This is a genomic window from Streptococcus sp. 3705 (assembly GCF_013277145.1).
Classification (GTDB): domain Bacteria; phylum Bacillota; class Bacilli; order Lactobacillales; family Streptococcaceae; genus Streptococcus.
In genome coordinates this window covers 20,699-37,438 of record NZ_VMMJ01000013.1, presented here as the reverse complement: position 1 = coordinate 37,438, position 16,740 = coordinate 20,699, and the positions used below count along the sequence as shown (strand labels likewise).

Here is a 16,740-nt window from a genome sequence, read left to right as displayed (position 1 = left end):
TCACTTTACAACATTCTCGATAAAATTCCGAATAGAAGACAAGCCATCTGGCGTTCCGATACTTTCTGGATGGTACTGGAATCCATAAATTGGAAGGGATTTGTGTTGAATTCCCATAATAGCTTGGTCATCAGTCGAACGAGCTGTCACTTCAAAGTCTTCTGGCATTTCTTCAATCAAAATACTGTGGTAACGCATGACCGCACGGCCGTCCTCAATGCCTTGATACAATACAGATGGGGCTTCAAAGCTGATATTGCTCTGTTTCCCATGCATGACTTTTGGAGCCAAGCCTAGCTTACCACCAAAGACTTCTGCAATGGCTTGGTGGCCCAAACAAATCCCTAGAATCGGCTTCTTGACTGCAAAGTCACGAATCATGTCTTCCATCTTACCAGCATCAACTGGCCAACCAGGACCAGGAGAAAAGACCAGACCATCTGCTTTTTCAGCTTCTTCATACAGCTTGGGATCATCATTTCTCAAGACCTGCACTTCTGCAAAATTCCCAATGTATTGCGCCAAGTTATAGGTAAAAGAATCATAGTTGTCAATCAATAAAATCATGGTCTTAGTTCTCCAATTCTAGTCATAGATTTAGCCTTGTTAATGGTTTCTTGGTATTCGTTTTGGGCGATGGAGTCATAGACAATCCCTGCCCCAGCCTGCACATAAGCTGTTTGATTTTTGAGAATCATAGTTCGGATGGCAATGGCAAAATCCATATCACCTGTCGCAGACAAGTAGCCAATCGCTCCTGCGTATACGCCACGTTTTTCCGTTTCCAGTTCATAGATGCGTCTCATAGCACGAATCTTTGGTGCTCCTGACACTGTTCCAGCAGGAAGTGTTGATTTCAAGGCATCCATTGCAGTGAGTTCTGGAAGCAAACGCCCCTTGACCACGCTGGTCAAATGCATGACATAGCGGAAGAGCTCCACTTCCATATACTTAGTAACTTGGACACTGGCCGTTTCAGAAATGCGACCGATATCATTACGTCCCAAATCTACTAGCATCCGATGTTCTGCTGTTTCCTTCTCATCAGAAAGTAAATCTGTCGCCAAGGCCTTGTCCTCTTCTTCCGTAGCCCCTCTTGGTCTCGTTCCCGCAATCGGATTGGTTGTCACGATGCCATTTTTGACTGAAACCAAACTTTCAGGACTGGCACCGATGATTTGGTAATCATCAAAATCATAGAAATAGAGATAATTAGATGGATTGGTCACGCGAAGATTTCTGTAGAAGTCAAATGGATTTCCAGTAACCTCTGCTGAGAAGCGCTGACTGAGTACACATTGGAACATATCCCCGTTACGAATCAAGTCACGAGCTGTTTCCACCATTTCCTCAAACTTCTGAGGAGCGATATGCGGTTTGAAGTCCAGCGGAGATAAATCCAAATCTTCAAATTCATTTGGAGCAGGGATGCGTAATTCCTCCAGCACTTGGTTCAAGGCTTCTTCCAAATCTTCTTGACTGCGCTCGCTGTAAAGAGCATCCTCTATAACATGAATTTTTTCCTTCTTGTGGTCAAAAACTATGTAACTCTCATAGACAAAGAAATGCATGTCTGGCGTTCCAATGGTATCCTCAGGGATTTGACCAATTTCTTCATAGAGCGAAATCATATCGTAACCAACAAAGCCAATAGCTCCCCCACCAAAAGGTAGGTCTGAATGGTGCTGGCTCTTATGAGCCACTTCATAAAGGAAATCCAAAGGATCCCGATCAATCACTTGACCATTTTGATAAAGGACTCCATTTTCAAACTTAATCTCAAAAACTGGATTATAGGCTAGGATAGAAAAACGAGCGGTTTCCTTGTCTCTCGGAATACTCTCTAAGATAACCTTGTGTTGCCCCTTTAGGCGCATATAAGCCAAGATTGGTGATAAGACATCTCCATGAATGATTCGTTCCATTGTAATTTCCCTTTCAGTTCTAATTCTAGTCTGTGGCGACTGTATGAAAAATCCCCACGCAAAATAACTTGCGTGAGGACGAAATTCGCGGTGCCACCTCAATTATAGGATTTCTCCTATCTCTCATTCCTGTCTTAGAAAGATTCTGTAACAGGCTGTGCGATAAAGGGCACTCCCTTGAGAATTATGTTTTCTTCTCTTGTTTCAGATGGACCCAACCTTACAGCTTTCTCTGCTTGTTTCCAGCAACCACAAGCTCTCTGTGAGAGAAAAGACTGTAATTTTTCCATCTTTTATTTTTTAGCTTCTAGGTAGTCTGCAATCGCAGCTACGTCCTTGTCTCCACGACCAGAGACATTGATGATGATAATATCATCTTTACTTAGTTTTGGTGCACGTTTAACTGCTTCTGCGATAGCGTGCGAACTTTCAATCGCTGGGATAATTCCTTCAGTCTTGCTGAGAAGGAGGAGAGCCTGAACAGCTTCTTCATCCGTCGCAGCCACATATTCCACGCGACCTGAATCTTTGAAGTAGGCGTGTTCTGGGCCAACCCCTGGATAGTCCAATCCAGCTGAGATAGAGTAAACTGGAGCCAACTCTCCATCTTCCTTAAAGACTGCATAAGTCTTCATGCCGTCGACAATTCCGATACTACCTTTTGTCATAGTAGCTGCGTGCTTGTCTGTGTCAAGTCCGTGACCAGCAGCTTCGACCCCAACCAATTTAACTTCTTCATCAGCCACATACTGAGAAAATGCACCAATAGCATTAGAACCACCACCTACACAAGCAATGACATAGTCTGGTAAGCGTCCTTCTTTTTCTAAGATTTGACGGCGAGATTCTTCACTGATGACTTTTTGGAACTCATGAACAATGGTTGGATATGGGTGAGGTCCCACAGCAGATCCCAGAACATAAAAGGCTTCAAGGTCATTCATCCATGCTCCAAAGGCTGCATCAACCGCATCCTTAAGAGTTCGTGTTCCCGTTTCAACTGCATGAACAGTTGCTCCCATCATCTCCATACGGAAAACATTGAGACGTTGACGTTCCACATCTTCTGCCCCCATGTAGACGTCACAGGCCATACCAAACTTGGCTGCAGCCGCTGCTGTCGCAACACCGTGCTGACCAGCTCCTGTTTCCGCGATCACTCGTTTTTTGCCCATACGTTTGGCAAGAAGAATTTGTCCTAAAACATTGTTAAGTTTGTGAGAACCAAGGTGGTTAAGGTCTTCGCGCTTGAGATAAATCTTAGCACCACCTAGGTGCTCTGTCAAACTTTCTGCAAAATAGAGCGGTGTTTCGCGACCTGAATAGTCCTTCAAGTAATGGCGAAATTCTGCCAAAAATTCTGGATCATCCTTGTACTTTTCAAATGTCACTTCCAACTCATCCAACAAAGCCTGAATCGGCTCCGGTACAAAACTACCACCAAATTGTCCAAAATAACCTTTAGTTGTCATAAAATTTTTCCTCTTTCAGTATTTATTCGACTTTTTGTTTGCTTTTAGTAGTAGGCAAGGAGCTGCAGATAGAACTCAAGTTCATCAAAGCGACTTAACGCCCTAATAAAAGATAAACAAAATGACGGATAGAAAAAAGCCCACACACAGAAAATACTTCCGTGTGAGGGCGTTGGTAACGCGGTGCCACCTCAATTATAAAGGGACTATCCCTTTACATCTCTGCCTTGTCTAACAACAAGTTGCACTGTAAGGTGTGCGCACCGAATTTTCATTGTTTCAAATTCATTTTTAAAATCAGCCCACTTTCACTACTTCCAACCACCTGTTCACAATCACCACAGGCTCCCTGAAGATCAAAAATAGTTACTTTTCTGATTTGTTGAACTTATTTTAATACTTTGTTTTTTCTTTGTCAAGACTTTTTTACAATTTTTTTGATGAAGCTAGTACTTTTTCAGAAACTGTTTTGAAAGTCTCAATGATATAGTCCACTTCTTCATCGCTTAGTTTAGTATGAAGAGGGAGAGTAATTTCATTTTCAAAGAAGGCATAAGCCTTAGGATAGTTCGCCATATCAAAGCCAAGATTCTTATAAGCTGTCAAGAGCGGAAGTGGTTTGTAGTGGACGTTACTTGCAATTCCTGCTTTGGCTAATTCTTGGATGATGAGGTTGCGCTCTTCTAAACTTGCTCCTTCTACATGGGTGATGTAGAGGTGGCGTGAAGATTCGACAGTTTCAGTCTTGTGTGCCAATGGATAGATACGAGAACCTGCAAAACCACGATCATAACGGTCCACGATGTCCTTACGACGGCCAAGCAAACTTGGGTAACGATCCAATTGTACCAATCCAAGTGATGCCATTATATCTGTCATATTGCACTTGTAGGCTGGTGTGACGATATCGTATTCCCATGAACCCAGTTGCATCTTGGCAAGAGCATCCTTAGTTTGCCCGTGAAGGGAAAGGATTTGGAATTCTTTGTACATCTCTTCGTCATCAATCGCTGGACTTGTTTTCCAAGTCGCACTTCCTCCCTCAGCTGTTGTAAAGTTCTTAACAGCATGGAAAGAGAAGGATGTAAAGTCAGCGATAGAACCAGCTGGTTGTCCTTTATATGTTGATCCCAAAGCATGGGCACTATCAGAAACAATCACGATACGGTTAAAGGCTTTTTGCCACTTGCTTGACGCAGTAAAGAGATCACGTTTTTTCTCCACGACTTGGAACAAACGGTCATAATCGCAAACAATCCCTGCGAGCTCTACTGGGATGATCACCTTAGTTTTCTCAGTGATAGCTTGCTCCAGCAGATCATAGTCCATCTCAAACGTATCTGCTTGGATATCCACCATGACAGGGGTTGCTCCCACGTGCGTGATGACACTACATGAAGCTGTGTAAGTCATAGCTGGAACGATGACTTCATCACCAGGCCCCACTTCCAAAACACGCAAAATCAACTCAAGAGCGGCAGTCGCAGAGTTGAGGCAGACAGTCTTAGGCGTCTGTGTGTATTGAGACAAGCGACGCTCTAGTTCTTTTGTCTTAGGACCTGTTGTAATCCAACCAGAACGAAGAGTATCCGCTACTTCAGCAATTTCTGCTTCCGTAATATCGGGTGGTGAAAATGGAATATTGTAATTTGGCATTGATTTGCTCCTTTTATCTGTACTCATTTTCTCATGACTACTTTATTTTAGCACTTCAAACACGGTTTGAAACATAATTTTGATGTCTCCAAGGAAACTAAATTCTCGGAGATAAGAAAGGTTATAGCGCATCTTTTCAGGAAGGACATGTTCGACATAGGCTTGGTCAACTGACAGGCCTTTTTCGGTCATTTGACTGATAATAGTGTCCTCATCCTTGTAGTGAATGCTGGCTGGAGAGGTAATCCCTGCTGGTAAAAGCAAGGTTGCCATCATTTCAGGGCTATACTGCTCTGTGTAGCGTGGCACTTCAGGTCGTGTACCGACAAAGGACATTTCGCCTTTAAGGACATTCACCAGCTGAGGCAGTTCGTCCAAACGGACACGGCGGATAAAATTGCCAACCTTGGTAATGCGGCTATCGTTAGCAGAAGTCACCAGACTCCCTTTTTTATCCGCATCCGTCACCATGGTACGGAACTTCCAAATCTTGAAAGGTCGATTGTACTGGGTCACGCGCTCTTGCTTGTAAATCACTGGTCCCTTGCTATCCAACTTGATCCAAATGCTCAAGATGAGAAAGATGGGAGAGGCCAGAACCAGTAAGACCAAGGCCAGAACCCAGTCCAAACAACGCTTAAAAATCAGCGAACCCTTCCTTTTAGAGACAAGCTGGTAGTAAGACTCAACCTCGCTTGATTTCATTTCCACGGGCAAGTCTTCCCATTTCAGCATGCTGTTTCTCCTTTGTTTTTATTATACTATTTGTCAACATTTTTCATTATACCACAAAATGGAAAAGGCGGTGAAAGAAATCTGTAATTTGAAGGATTTCCTTCTTATGCTCAATGAAAATCAAAGAGCTAGCCACAGGCTGATCAATGTACAGCTTTGAGATTGCAGATAAAGCTGACATGGTTTTAAGAGATTTTCAAAGAATATTAAGACATGGCCCCTGCCTGCAAGCTATACATCTTGTGGTAGGTTCCACCCAAAGCCAAGAGTTCCTCATGGGTTCCACTCTCGATAATGCGCCCCTTGTCCAATACGTAGATACAGTTGGCATCTTGGATGGTAGAAAGGCGGTGGGCGATGGCAATGGTTGTTCGTCCCTGTCTCATCTTAGCCAGAGAAGCTTGAACCAGACTTTCTGTTTCAGAGTCAATATTGGCTGTCGCTTCATCCAAAATCAGGATTTTAGGCTGACTGGCGACTGTTCTAGCAAAGGCAAGAAGCTGACGCTGTCCAGTTGAAAAACTCAAACCACGCTCGGAAACAGGGGAATCATAGCCCAAAGGAAGTTCCTGAATAAAGGAATCTACATCCACGAAGGCTGCCGCATCCTGGACCTGCTCATCACTAATGTCTTGGTACATGGCGATATTGGACTTAATGGTCCCATGATAGAGGAAGGGTTCCTGCAAGACCAGCCCGATATTTTTTCTCAGTTCTTCCTGACTGTAGTCCCTAATATCCACATCATCCAAGAGAACTCGCCCTGACTGAAATTCATAAAAGCGCATGAGAACATTGATAATAGACGATTTCCCAGAACCTGTATGACCTACAAAAGCAATGGTCTCACCCTTGTTAACAGAGAAAGAAATGTCATCCAGAATCGGATGTTTGCCATCATATGAGAAGCACACATGTTCGAATCGAATATTGCCTTCTTTGACTTTAGCCTGCCCATCTTCTTGATGAGGCTCATAGATCCTCTCGTCGATCAGAGAAAATACACGACCTGCAGACACCATGGAAGTTTGAAGGGTCGAAAAATTTTGCGTCACCTCAATCAAGGGGTCAAAGAGACGATTGATGTACTGGATAAAGGCATACATGGTCCCTGCTGTTATTCCCAGATAAAGGCCACGATAGCCAAAATAGGCCATTAAAACTGCATAGCCTAGAAGTTTCAGCAAACTCATGGCAGGTCTCAAAAAGAGGGCATCCAAGGCTACAGAACGGTTGGCATAGACCAAGTGTTCTTGGTTGATTTCATCAAATTCTGCCTGCAGGCGCCTCTCTTGATTAAAGGCCTGGATTATTCTGATTCCCTCGATGTTCTCTGCCAGCTTACTATTGATATCTGACAAGAGACTTCTGGTTTTCTCGATAATCTTGACGGACTTTTTCCGATAGAGATTGACCAAAAGGAAAATCAAGGGGAGAAAGAGCAAGACTAAAGCTGTCAAACGAAAATCCAATACTAACATGGTATAAAGAGTTGTCAGAAAGATGAAAACTGCTGAGATAAAGCTAGATAAAATCCCCGAAAACATATCACTGATAGTCTCGGTGTCATTTGTCAAACGAGAGACGATGGAGCCTGCTGGCGTCTTGTCAAAGTAAGACATACCCAGTTTTTCCATATTGGCAAAAGCATCCCGACGAATATCTCTAACAATACTGTATGACACCCGTGCAAAGAGAAGATTACCGACATACTGGACCAGAGTTTGTAGGATATAAAGGCCATAATAGACCAGCAAAACGGTTACTGCGAGTTGGTTGAGATTGCTGAGATACTGGTCAATAAAATGGGAAGCCACAAGGGGAATGATACTTTTAATGACCGTCGTCGCTAGGAGAAAACTGAGTGCTAAAAAGGTCAGGAGGCCGTAAGGCTTGAGATAGGACATCAAGCGCTTCAATACAGTCCATTGTTCTTTCTTATTCTGCATCTTCTTCTCCCTTCATTTCCAGCTGCTGAGACTGGTAGGTTTGGGCATACCAGCCATCCAAGGCTAGCAAGTCTTCGTGCCTGCCTCGTTCGATAATTTGACCATTTTGCAGGACTAAAATCAGATCTGCATGGACAACCGCACTGAGGCGATGAGCCGTAATAATGGTTGTCTTGTCCTTTCGCGTCTCCTTAAGGTTGTCGATAATCGCATACTCCGTCTTGGCATCCACAGCCGACAAAGAATCATCCAAAATCAAGATATCAGGGTCTAAAATCATAGCCCGACTCATGGCCAGACGCTGCTTTTGACCACCAGAAAGACTGACTCCCTTTTCACCAATCAGCGTATTAAATCCCTGAGGCATGGCTACAATATCTTGGTAAACTTGGGCTAGCTTAGTAGCTTCCTCGACAGCTGAAAGAGGCAGTTTAGAATTGCCAAAGCGAATATTGTCTAAGATTGAAGTCGCAAAGAGGAACTGGTCCTGAGGGACGTAGCCCATGAGATTGCGAAGGTCTGTCAGACGATAGTCACGAATATCGTGACCGTTTAGATAAATGGCTCCCTTGTCAACATCATACTCACGCAAGAGGAGTTTGATTAAAGACGTTTTTCCAGAGCCTGTCTGACCAACCAAGCCCAATGTTTGCCCTTTTTCCAAACTAAAGTGAACATTTGTCAGTGTTTCCTCATTTTCAAAGGCAAAGCTGTCAATAGCGTACTCCAAACGCCCATTTTCGATACCATCTAAAGGAAACTCAGGGTCTTGTACAGGTGATTTCTGAGACAAAAGTTCCTCAATCCGCTGATAGGAAACCTTCCCTCGCTGAGTAATATTAAAGAGGAAGCCGATGGCCATAAGAGGCCAAACTAGCATATCCAAGTAGCTGATAAAGGTAACTAGATTCCCAACCGTGATTTGCCCTTTCTGAACCATCAAGGAGCCGACCAAAAGCGTTAAAACATAGGATGAACCAACAAATAAGAGAACCATAGGGTCAAAGAGACTATCGTATTTCATGGTTTGGAGGTTCTTTTGGAAGGTCAATTCATTTACTTCCTGAAAAGAGGCCAATTCATTAGACTGATAACCGAAAGACTTGGTCACTTTAATACCTGATACAGACTCCTGTACCTTGTTATTAAGTTCGGAAAAGGCTGCTTGGGATTCACCAAAGGCCTTGTGGGTCTTTCTCCCTAAACGACTGGTGGCATAAGCCATGAAAGGCAGGGGAAGAATGGCAACCAAGGTCATCTGCCACGAAATGCTAAAGAGCATGGTCAGCAAGGTCACTAAAGCTGTGATAGAGGCATCCACCGCTGACATAACCCCTCCCCCTGCGAGACGGGTTAAGGCATTGATATCGTTGGTGGCATGTGCCATCAGGTCCCCCGTCCTATAGGTTTGATAAAAGGCTGGAGACATTTTTGTGAAATGCTCAAATAAGCGAGAGCGCATAATCTGTCCCAAACGGTAGGAAGTCCCAAGGATATACATGCGCCAAACATAGCGTAGATAGTACATACCCAAAGCTGCAAGAAGCAGATAAAGGAGGTTCAAAAGCAAGTCCTGCTGGCTTAATTGCCCCGAAGTGATGGCATCAATGACCCGCCCCATAACCATGGGGGGAATGAGATTGAGGACGGAAACCAAGACCAGGGCCACAATCCCGACTAAATAACGGCGTTTTTCTAACTTGAAAAACCACCAAAGTTTTTGAATAATGGACATAAAATCCCTTTCTGATTGCAAATGGAAACCTGAGGCCAAAACCCCAGGTTTTTCTTATTCATAGGTTACGACTGTAACAGCACCCTTGTCATACTCAGCGATAAAGATGTTGGCTACATTGTCATGCCCTTGCTTGCTGAGATTGTCAAGCAGCCACTCTTCGCTACGGCCAATCGATTCCAAAACATCAACTTGAATCACACCGTCAGTCACAACTGGATACTTAGGATTTTCATCTCCCATTTGGACCACGATGAGTTGGCCATTTTGCTCCTGCACAGCTCGTTTAACTTGCTTCATCTGGAAAATCCCTTGGCTACGAAGTTTGAGGGCTACATCCGACGCAGACAAACCAACTGAACGGCAGGCTTCTGGGTCAATCTTCCCATTTTTGATGAGGAGAGTTGGTTTCCCATCAATCAAGCGTTTGACAAAACGAACATTGTTATTAAGCCACTTGAGGGTCAAGACCAAAATCGTCCACATCATCAAAATCACTGCATACTGGAGAATACTAATTGAACTATTGTAAATCACCCCACCGATGATACCACCAAGAACATAGTTCTGAATTTGGTCTGTCGCAGAGTTAGGTGCTAGGTTTCCCTTTCCTGTCACATTGATAACAAAAACAAGCGAGAAGAGACCCAAGGCCAGTTTGATTAAAATTTCCATATAGTTGAGTGTCATTTGTTTACCTCCACCAATTCAATAGCGTCTGTTTGATGCAATTCTAATTTCTCTAAAAGATACTTGTCTGGTTGGCTCCCGTTCATGGCACGGTAGACATTTGAACCGACCTTGACAAGCGCTCCATCAGTGGCAGCTGAAGTATTGACGTAAACTTCTGATTTATCCACTCCCAAGTCTTTGGAAACGACCTCTATAAAATGAAGGGAGGTTTGAAATTGATTGTTAGAGGCTTGATTGGTCTGGTATTTTGAAATCGTCACCAAAAGCATGGCTACCAAAGTCAAGGCCAAAATCATGACCAATTCCCGAAACTTAGTCCCCTTTTTATCACGATAAGCCTTAAAAGCAAAAAATCCTGTGATAGCTAGGAGCACAATCCCAAAGCCAATCATAATTCCATTTTGCTGACTGATTTGGCTAAGTACATAGTCATATGAGTAAAATTTCATTTATTTTCACTCCTTTTCATAAAATCATTCTTCATTATAAACGAAAGAGGGTGATTTTTCAAACCATACGTTGGGGAAATAGACTTATCAGACCAACTTCTCTAACTAATGACTCAAATACCTGTTTCAAGATTCTAATTTTGATAATTGATAAGAATAGACACTAGGAATTATCACTACAAAGAAAAGTGTCAAGAAGAATACCCAGTAAACATACAGTTGCACAAAGGAATTTAGAAACAATAACAATCCTCCTAATACCCAAATTTTTCCAGCTAATCGATGTGTTTTTCTCCAGTTTTTATCACTCTCCAAGGTCCACGGAAGTCGAATACCGATTATATAATTTCGGTGTGTTTTTGGTAGATAATTTCCAATTACGATCATCACGACTCCCATAAAAATCTGAGCTAGTAGCCCACTCATCATGGAATAACCCAAAGATTCTCCGTATATAGAAATCATTGATAGACAAGATACAAAAGGAATAATCCAGTAAATCAAAACTTGTATTTTTGAACTGATATTGCTAGATTTAGGATCCTTAATCATTATAAATAGAAGCAACCAATGCATCAAAAGCATGAGAGCAGGCAATCCAAAGATAGCAAACACTTTATGATTGTAGCCATCTGCTTGACCCAGTAGATTAAAATGAGTGGGTATCTCCTCTGGTAATTGATTCCAGAAAACACAACCTACAAGGGAAGGTAGTAGGATGAGAATGCTCGTAAATAATACCAATTTCTTATTGATTTTTATCTTCATCAAAATGATCTCCTTTCAGATCTGCTAACCAAACCATTATATCCTCTAAAACCGATGTGTTTAACTCATAATAAATAAAGTTTTTTTCTTTCATTTCATGAATCAAATCCGCTGCTTTCAAAATCGTGAGATGATGTGAAATAGTTGCACTAGTCAACTCGAATTGACTGGCAATTTCTCCTGCAGGTAATCTACCTGTTTTGAGTAAATTCAAAATCTCTCTCCTAACTGGATGAGATAAGGCTTTAAAGCTATTTGCAAAACTCATAATGACTCCTTTCCCTTTGTAATATTAGTAGGGATAGGACTAAGCAAGGTAGAACTGATAGCATTCCTGTCGGTGATGGGCCTAAAATCAAGAGGCTTGAAATTTTTTCTCCTGGTAATTGAAAGAGTAAACCAAGACCTGCAGTTGCATTGATTGCCCCATGAAATAGGGCAGAAGCCCAGATAGAACCTGTCTTTTCCAACAACCAGCTCAACAATATTCCTAGGCTAAAACAAGATAGAAACATAGCAACAACTCCCAAAACGGGATAAGCAAAATAAGTAAGGCCATAATTATATCCTTGCAAATTGATTGGTAAATGCCATAGACTCCAAATGAGAGCAAGTAAGACATGAGTCTGGACTAGTGAAAAGCGTTCTCTTAGCACTGGGTAAAGATAGCCACGCCAACCAATTTCCTCTCCCAATGCAAAGAAACTATTAAGAAAAGGAGCGTAGGTCAAACTAGATAGGATTTGAATCAAAGCCAAGAAAGATAAGGGAATGGCTGATTGAAGGACTCCTTTTTCTTGTAAAATAGCTTGAATAGATTCAAAACCAAGGCTGAAATTACTAGGGAATACAAGAAAATAAAGTCCCGCTCCTAAAAAACTGATGACTGCTGGTAACCAGATAGCTAGTAAGTAAAAGCTCCAGTTCCTCTTGAGATTCACGACTAATTTAGATTTGATTCCACTAGGTTGATTCGTGATTTTCCCTAAAATAAAGACTGCAAGTGCAGGCATCCACATAGCTACAATACTAGCAAGTTGACTCCATGGAGAATTTAGACCAACACCACTTAACCATAGTGCCAACCATATTATCCAAGCAAGGGCATAGGCCAAGACCACAAAAAGAAGGATTGTTCTCTTATTTGACATATATATAACTTCACTTTCTATTTAGATGTTTTTCTAAATAACATTATACACCTTTCTATTCTAAATACAAGAACTATTTAGATTTTTTTCTAAATAGTTTAGGGAATTTTTATTTTCTCAGGATAAAGTCTAAAGAGTGATTTTTCAAACCATACGTTGGGGAAATAGACCTTTTTTTGGTATAATAAAATCTATAATCTGAATGAAAAAGGTAACTTTATGAAACTTATCTCATGGAATATTGATTCCCTCAATGCTGCCCTAACTAGTGACTCAGCTCGTGCCAAATTGTCCCAAGAAGTCCTACAAACCTTGGTCGCTGAAAATGCTGATATTATCGCTATCCAAGAAACCAAGCTTTCTGCCAAAGGGCCTACAAAGAAACACTTGGAAATTTTAGAAGAACTCTTCCCAGGCTACGAAAACACGTGGCGCTCTTCTCAAGAGCCTGCCCGGAAAGGCTATGCTGGTACTATGTTCCTCTATAAGAAAGAACTCACACCCACTGTCACTTTCCCAGAAATCGGTGCCCCTTCTACCATGGACTTGGAAGGCCGCATCATCACCTTGGAATTTGATGAATTTTTCGTGACACAAGTTTACACTCCAAACGCTGGCGATGGTCTCAAACGCTTGGAAGAACGTCAAGTCTGGGATGTCAAATATGCTGAATACTTGGCTGAACTAGACAAAGAAAAACCAGTCCTTGCAACCGGTGACTACAATGTAGCCCACAATGAGATCGACCTTGCAAATCCTGCTAGCAACCGCCGTTCACCAGGATTTACCGACGAGGAGCGTGCTGGATTTACCAACCTTTTGGCAACTGGATTCACGGATACCTTCCGCCACATTCACGGCGATGTTCCCGAACGCTACACTTGGTGGGCACAACGCAGCAAAACTTCTAAAATCAACAATACAGGCTGGAGAATCGACTACTGGCTCACAAGTAACCGCATCGCTGACAAGGTGACCAAGTCTGATATGATCGACTCAGGAGCTCGTCAAGACCATACACCGATTGTCTTGGAGATTGAACTCTAAGGAGAAAACGAATGGACTATCAAGCTGTCATTCCTGAATTTGTAGTATCTGACATCGAAAAATCACGCCACTTCTACTGCGACCTGCTAGGATTCTCTGTCGAATACGATCGTCCAGAGGAGAAATTTCTCTTCCTCTCGCTTGAAGATTGCCAGCTTATGCTAGAAGAAGGAAGCGCAGAAGAATTAGCTCAGCTGACCTATCCTTTCGGGCGCGGTGTCAATATTTCCTTTGGCATTGCAGATGCTCCTCAGCTCCACCAAAAACTGCTGGAAGCTGACTATCCTATCCATCGTCCCCTGACAAAAAGAGAATTTCGAGTTGGCGAACAATATATCTACCCTCATGAATTTGCAGTTCTAGACCCAGATGGCTATTTTTTAAGATTTAGCGAGTAGAACAATAAAGATTGGGAAAAAGTCTTTAAAGTTAGAAAGAGGCATATTGTCAGGTCTTGAAAAATCTTGATAATATGTCTTTTATGATGAAAAAATCTTCTAAATGTTAGTCAATAAGTTAATCCTTGCCCATTTTTATATTTGTTCGTTTTTCAAACCAAAACACTAACAAAACATTTGATTTCTAAAGTTATTTAGTGTAAAATAAAAACATTGGCTCAAGCCTATTTAAAATTTAATATCGTTTTACTTGTTTATGTCGTGAATTGGCACGACGTTTCTACAAGGTGCCGGAACACCTAACAATAAGTAAGTCAGCAGTGAGGTATGGTCGTTTTTGCCATGCCTATTTTGGGGACTTACTTAGAGATTAAGTAGGTCCTTTTTCTATCCGTTTTACTGGATAGAAATCTGAAACAAGCAAATGAATTGGCTTTTAGACTTTAGGAGGTCTTATGAAATTATTAGAAGAGCGCATCCTCAAGGATGGGCATATCTTGGGTGATAGCATCCTCAAAGTGGATTCCTTTTTAACCCACCAAGTTGACTTTAGCCTAATGAGAGAAATCGGTAAGGTTTTTGCGGAAAAATTTGCTGCTGCTGGCATTACTAAGGTTGTGACCATTGAAGCGTCAGGCATCGCTCCAGCCGTTTTTACAGCTGAAGCCTTAAACGTTCCCATGATTTTCGCTAAAAAAGCTAAAAATATCACTATGAACGAAGGAATCTTAACTGCCGAAGTTTACTCCTTTACCAAGCAGGTAACCAGCACCGTTTCTATCGCTGGAAAATTCCTCTCACCAGAGGACAAGGTCTTGATTATCGACGATTTCCTTGCTAATGGCCAAGCTGCCAAAGGCTTGATTCAAATCATCGAACAAGCTGGTGCCACAGTCCAAGCTATCGGTATCGTGATTGAAAAAACCTTCCAAGATGGCCGTGATTTGCTTGAAAAAGCAGGCTACCCTGTTCTATCACTCGCTCGTTTGGATCGTTTTGAAAATGGTCAAGTCGTATTTAAGGAGGCAGATCTCTAATGCAAACTCAAGAAAAACACTCGCAAGCAGCCGTTCTTGGCTTGCAGCACTTACTAGCTATGTACTCAGGATCTATCCTGGTTCCCATCATGATTGCGACAGCCCTTGGCTATTCGGCTGAGCAGTTAACCTACCTGATTTCTACAGATATCTTCATGTGTGGGGTGGCAACCTTCCTCCAACTCCAACTCAACAAACACTTTGGTATTGGGCTACCAGTCGTTCTTGGAGTCGCCTTTCAGTCGGTCGCTCCCTTGATTATGATTGGGCAAAGCCATGGTAGTGGTGCTATGTTTGGTGCCCTTATCGCATCAGGGATTTACGTTGTTCTTGTTTCAGGCATCTTCTCAAAAGTTGCCAATCTCTTCCCATCTATCGTAACAGGATCTGTTATTACCACGATTGGTTTAACCTTGATTCCTGTCGCTATTGGAAATATGGGAAATAACGTTCCAGAACCAACTGGTCAAAGTCTCTTACTTGCAGCTATTACTGTTTTGATTATCCTCTTGATCAACATCTTTACCAAAGGATTTATCAAGTCTATCTCCATTTTGATTGGTCTGGTTGTTGGAACTGCCATTGCTGCTAGCATGGGCTTGGTTGACTTCTCTCCTGTTGCAGCAGCACCACTTGTCCATGTCCCAACTCCACTCTACTTTGGGATGCCAACCTTTGAAATCTCATCGATTGTCATGATGTGTATCATCGCAACAGTGTCTATGGTTGAATCCACTGGTGTTTACCTAGCCTTGTCTGATATCACGAAAGACCCAATCGACAGCACGCGCCTGCGCAACGGTTATCGCGCAGAAGGCTTGGCCGTACTTCTCGGAGGAATCTTTAATACCTTCCCGTACACAGGATTTTCACAAAACGTTGGTTTGGTTAAATTATCAGGTATCAAGACTCGCCTACCAATCTACTATGCGGCTGGTTTCCTGGTTCTCCTTGGACTCCTTCCTAAGTTTGGTGCCCTTGCCCAAATCATTCCAAGCCCTGTCCTCGGTGGTGCTATGCTGGTGATGTTTGGTTTTGTATCGATTCAAGGGATGCAAATCCTCGCTCGTGTTGACTTTGCTAACAATGAACACAACTTCCTTATCGCAGCTGTTTCAATCGCTGCAGGTGTAGGACTAAACAACAGTAATCTCTTTGTCAGCATGCCAACAGCCTTCCAAATGTTCTTCTCAAACGGAATCGTCGTAGCCAGCCTACTCGCCATTGTCCTCAATGCAGTATTAAATCATAAAAAGAAATAAGAAAAAGAGGTGCGAGCCTCTTTTTTAGTTATCTATATTCGTACCTGTCTGTCTTCTGACCTTTGGCCTGTGACAAACATAGTAAAGGTTGCCTTACAGACATTTTTTCCTTCTTGATTCGTGATATCAACATCCACGACACAGGTTGTGCGACCTTGATGGACACATTCTCCTTTTATTGTCAATACATCATCAAGTTTTCCTGCCTTGAGGTAGTTGATAGAGGACTGGAGTGTCACTCCATCAAGCCCCAGCGAGATAACCACCAAACCACTGATCTGGTCACAGAGAGTAAAGAGATAGCCACCATGGGCATTGCCATAGTAGTTGAGCGACGAGTCCACTACTTTGGTCGTCACCACAACGTGACCATCTCTCATTTGTTCAATTTCGTAATTTTCAAAGGCAGATATAGCGTCAAAATGAAAGTCTTTCATCGTTTCCTCCTGATATTTCAAACGAC

General features: G+C 42.4%; 17 protein-coding genes, 1 riboswitch and 1 other annotated feature. Of the genes, 4 read left to right on the top strand and 13 right to left on the bottom strand.

The features are described from left to right. The 12 genes from HT714_RS04030 to HT714_RS03975 all read right to left on the bottom strand — a co-directional run bounded on the left by HT714_RS04030 (window position 1) and on the right by HT714_RS03975 (window position 12,533). Window positions 1–567: an aminodeoxychorismate/anthranilate synthase component II gene (locus HT714_RS04030; RefSeq protein ID WP_173225560.1), complete on the bottom strand. Its 567-nt coding sequence runs from the start codon at window positions 565–567 to the stop codon at window positions 1–3. Continuing rightward, window positions 564–1,925 (bottom strand): anthranilate synthase component I, encoded by a 1,362-nt coding sequence (gene trpE, locus HT714_RS04025; protein WP_173225557.1) that lies wholly within the window; start codon window positions 1,923–1,925, stop codon window positions 564–566. The genes HT714_RS04030 and trpE overlap by 4 nt, the downstream gene beginning before the upstream one ends. A 71-nt stretch (window positions 1,926–1,996) precedes the next feature. Then, window positions 1,997–2,222 (bottom strand) — a binding site (T-box leader). Further along, the gene (trpB, locus tag HT714_RS04020) at window positions 2,219–3,397 is read right to left on the bottom strand and encodes a tryptophan synthase subunit beta (protein ID WP_033676443.1); all 1,179 of its coding nucleotides are present in this window, start codon (window positions 3,395–3,397) and stop codon (window positions 2,219–2,221) included. It overlaps the preceding feature by 4 nt. A 426-nt stretch (window positions 3,398–3,823) precedes the next feature. Then, a complete protein-coding gene (locus HT714_RS04015; protein WP_173225554.1) occupies window positions 3,824–5,053 on the bottom strand; it encodes a DegT/DnrJ/EryC1/StrS aminotransferase family protein in 1,230 nt (409 codons plus the stop codon). A gap of 42 nt (window positions 5,054–5,095) precedes the next feature. Next, window positions 5,096–5,788, bottom strand: a complete 693-nt coding sequence (locus tag HT714_RS04010; RefSeq protein ID WP_173225551.1) for a sugar transferase — start codon at window positions 5,786–5,788, stop codon at window positions 5,096–5,098. A 206-nt stretch (window positions 5,789–5,994) separates the two neighbouring features. Continuing rightward, window positions 5,995–7,737: an ABC transporter ATP-binding protein gene (locus HT714_RS04005; RefSeq protein ID WP_173225548.1), complete on the bottom strand. Its 1,743-nt coding sequence runs from the start codon at window positions 7,735–7,737 to the stop codon at window positions 5,995–5,997. After that, the gene (locus HT714_RS04000) at window positions 7,727–9,472 is read right to left on the bottom strand and encodes an ABC transporter transmembrane domain-containing protein (protein ID WP_173225545.1); all 1,746 of its coding nucleotides are present in this window, start codon (window positions 9,470–9,472) and stop codon (window positions 7,727–7,729) included. The genes HT714_RS04005 and HT714_RS04000 overlap by 11 nt, the downstream gene beginning before the upstream one ends. Window positions 9,473–9,526: 54 nt before the next feature. Then, the gene (locus HT714_RS03995) at window positions 9,527–10,162 is read right to left on the bottom strand and encodes a DUF421 domain-containing protein (protein ID WP_042900454.1); all 636 of its coding nucleotides are present in this window, start codon (window positions 10,160–10,162) and stop codon (window positions 9,527–9,529) included. Then, window positions 10,159–10,614 carry a DUF3290 family protein gene (locus HT714_RS03990; protein WP_020900359.1) on the bottom strand — a complete coding sequence of 152 codons (456 nt, stop codon included), beginning with the start codon at window positions 10,612–10,614 and terminating at the stop codon, window positions 10,159–10,161. The genes HT714_RS03995 and HT714_RS03990 overlap by 4 nt, the downstream gene beginning before the upstream one ends. A gap of 126 nt (window positions 10,615–10,740) precedes the next feature. After that, window positions 10,741–11,382, bottom strand: a complete 642-nt coding sequence (locus tag HT714_RS03985; protein ID WP_173225542.1) for an SdpI family protein — start codon at window positions 11,380–11,382, stop codon at window positions 10,741–10,743. Further along, the gene (locus tag HT714_RS03980; RefSeq protein ID WP_000006513.1) at window positions 11,363–11,650 is read right to left on the bottom strand and encodes an autorepressor SdpR family transcription factor; all 288 of its coding nucleotides are present in this window, start codon (window positions 11,648–11,650) and stop codon (window positions 11,363–11,365) included. The genes HT714_RS03985 and HT714_RS03980 overlap by 20 nt, the downstream gene beginning before the upstream one ends. Continuing rightward, window positions 11,634–12,533: a type II CAAX endopeptidase family protein gene (locus HT714_RS03975; protein WP_173225539.1), complete on the bottom strand. Its 900-nt coding sequence runs from the start codon at window positions 12,531–12,533 to the stop codon at window positions 11,634–11,636. The genes HT714_RS03980 and HT714_RS03975 overlap by 17 nt, the downstream gene beginning before the upstream one ends. Window positions 12,534–12,752: 219 nt before the next feature. Between HT714_RS03975 and HT714_RS03970 the strand changes: the two genes are divergently transcribed. From HT714_RS03970 to HT714_RS03955, 4 genes are all read left to right on the top strand, one after another. Then, window positions 12,753–13,580 (top strand): exodeoxyribonuclease III, encoded by an 828-nt coding sequence (locus HT714_RS03970; protein ID WP_000767453.1) that lies wholly within the window; start codon window positions 12,753–12,755, stop codon window positions 13,578–13,580. Between the two features lie 11 nt (window positions 13,581–13,591). Further along, entirely contained in the window at window positions 13,592–13,978 is a 387-nt protein-coding gene (locus HT714_RS03965; RefSeq protein ID WP_173225536.1) for a VOC family protein, read from the top strand. Between the two features lie 230 nt (window positions 13,979–14,208). Further along, a riboswitch (purine riboswitch) is annotated at window positions 14,209–14,304 on the top strand. A 129-nt stretch (window positions 14,305–14,433) separates the two neighbouring features. Further along, window positions 14,434–15,015 carry a xanthine phosphoribosyltransferase gene (locus tag HT714_RS03960; RefSeq protein WP_173225533.1) on the top strand — a complete coding sequence of 194 codons (582 nt, stop codon included), beginning with the start codon at window positions 14,434–14,436 and terminating at the stop codon, window positions 15,013–15,015. Continuing rightward, window positions 15,015–16,277 carry a nucleobase:cation symporter-2 family protein gene (locus HT714_RS03955; RefSeq protein ID WP_173225530.1) on the top strand — a complete coding sequence of 421 codons (1,263 nt, stop codon included), beginning with the start codon at window positions 15,015–15,017 and terminating at the stop codon, window positions 16,275–16,277. Before HT714_RS03960 ends, HT714_RS03955 begins: the two co-directional genes overlap by 1 nt. Before the next feature lie 32 nt (window positions 16,278–16,309). On the opposite strand, the gene HT714_RS03950 is transcribed toward HT714_RS03955, so the two are convergent. Continuing rightward, a complete protein-coding gene (locus tag HT714_RS03950) occupies window positions 16,310–16,714 on the bottom strand; it encodes a PaaI family thioesterase (RefSeq protein WP_173225527.1) in 405 nt (134 codons plus the stop codon). Window positions 16,715–16,740 lie beyond the last annotated feature (26 nt).

What these genes read in the sequence shown, in the direction of transcription:
- HT714_RS04030 (WP_173225560.1), bottom strand. Translation starts at nt 567, where the DNA reads ATGATTTTATTGATTGACAACTATGATTCTTTTACCTATAACTTGGCG.
- trpE (WP_173225557.1), bottom strand. Translation starts at nt 1,925, where the DNA reads ATGGAACGAATCATTCATGGAGATGTCTTATCACCAATCTTGGCTTAT.
- trpB (WP_033676443.1), bottom strand. Translation starts at nt 3,397, where the DNA reads ATGACAACTAAAGGTTATTTTGGACAATTTGGTGGTAGTTTTGTACCG.
- HT714_RS04015 (WP_173225554.1), bottom strand. Translation starts at nt 5,053, where the DNA reads ATGCCAAATTACAATATTCCATTTTCACCACCCGATATTACGGAAGCA.
- HT714_RS04010 (WP_173225551.1), bottom strand. Translation starts at nt 5,788, where the DNA reads ATGCTGAAATGGGAAGACTTGCCCGTGGAAATGAAATCAAGCGAGGTT.
- HT714_RS04005 (WP_173225548.1), bottom strand. Translation starts at nt 7,737, where the DNA reads ATGCAGAATAAGAAAGAACAATGGACTGTATTGAAGCGCTTGATGTCC.
- HT714_RS04000 (WP_173225545.1), bottom strand. Translation starts at nt 9,472, where the DNA reads ATGTCCATTATTCAAAAACTTTGGTGGTTTTTCAAGTTAGAAAAACGC.
- HT714_RS03995 (WP_042900454.1), bottom strand. Translation starts at nt 10,162, where the DNA reads ATGACACTCAACTATATGGAAATTTTAATCAAACTGGCCTTGGGTCTC.
- HT714_RS03990 (WP_020900359.1), bottom strand. Translation starts at nt 10,614, where the DNA reads ATGAAATTTTACTCATATGACTATGTACTTAGCCAAATCAGTCAGCAA.
- HT714_RS03985 (WP_173225542.1), bottom strand. Translation starts at nt 11,382, where the DNA reads ATGAAGATAAAAATCAATAAGAAATTGGTATTATTTACGAGCATTCTC.
- HT714_RS03980 (WP_000006513.1), bottom strand. Translation starts at nt 11,650, where the DNA reads ATGAGTTTTGCAAATAGCTTTAAAGCCTTATCTCATCCAGTTAGGAGA.
- HT714_RS03975 (WP_173225539.1), bottom strand. Translation starts at nt 12,533, where the DNA reads ATGTCAAATAAGAGAACAATCCTTCTTTTTGTGGTCTTGGCCTATGCC.
- HT714_RS03970 (WP_000767453.1), top strand. Translation starts at nt 12,753, where the DNA reads ATGAAACTTATCTCATGGAATATTGATTCCCTCAATGCTGCCCTAACT.
- HT714_RS03965 (WP_173225536.1), top strand. Translation starts at nt 13,592, where the DNA reads ATGGACTATCAAGCTGTCATTCCTGAATTTGTAGTATCTGACATCGAA.
- HT714_RS03960 (WP_173225533.1), top strand. Translation starts at nt 14,434, where the DNA reads ATGAAATTATTAGAAGAGCGCATCCTCAAGGATGGGCATATCTTGGGT.
- HT714_RS03955 (WP_173225530.1), top strand. Translation starts at nt 15,015, where the DNA reads ATGCAAACTCAAGAAAAACACTCGCAAGCAGCCGTTCTTGGCTTGCAG.
- HT714_RS03950 (WP_173225527.1), bottom strand. Translation starts at nt 16,714, where the DNA reads ATGAAAGACTTTCATTTTGACGCTATATCTGCCTTTGAAAATTACGAA.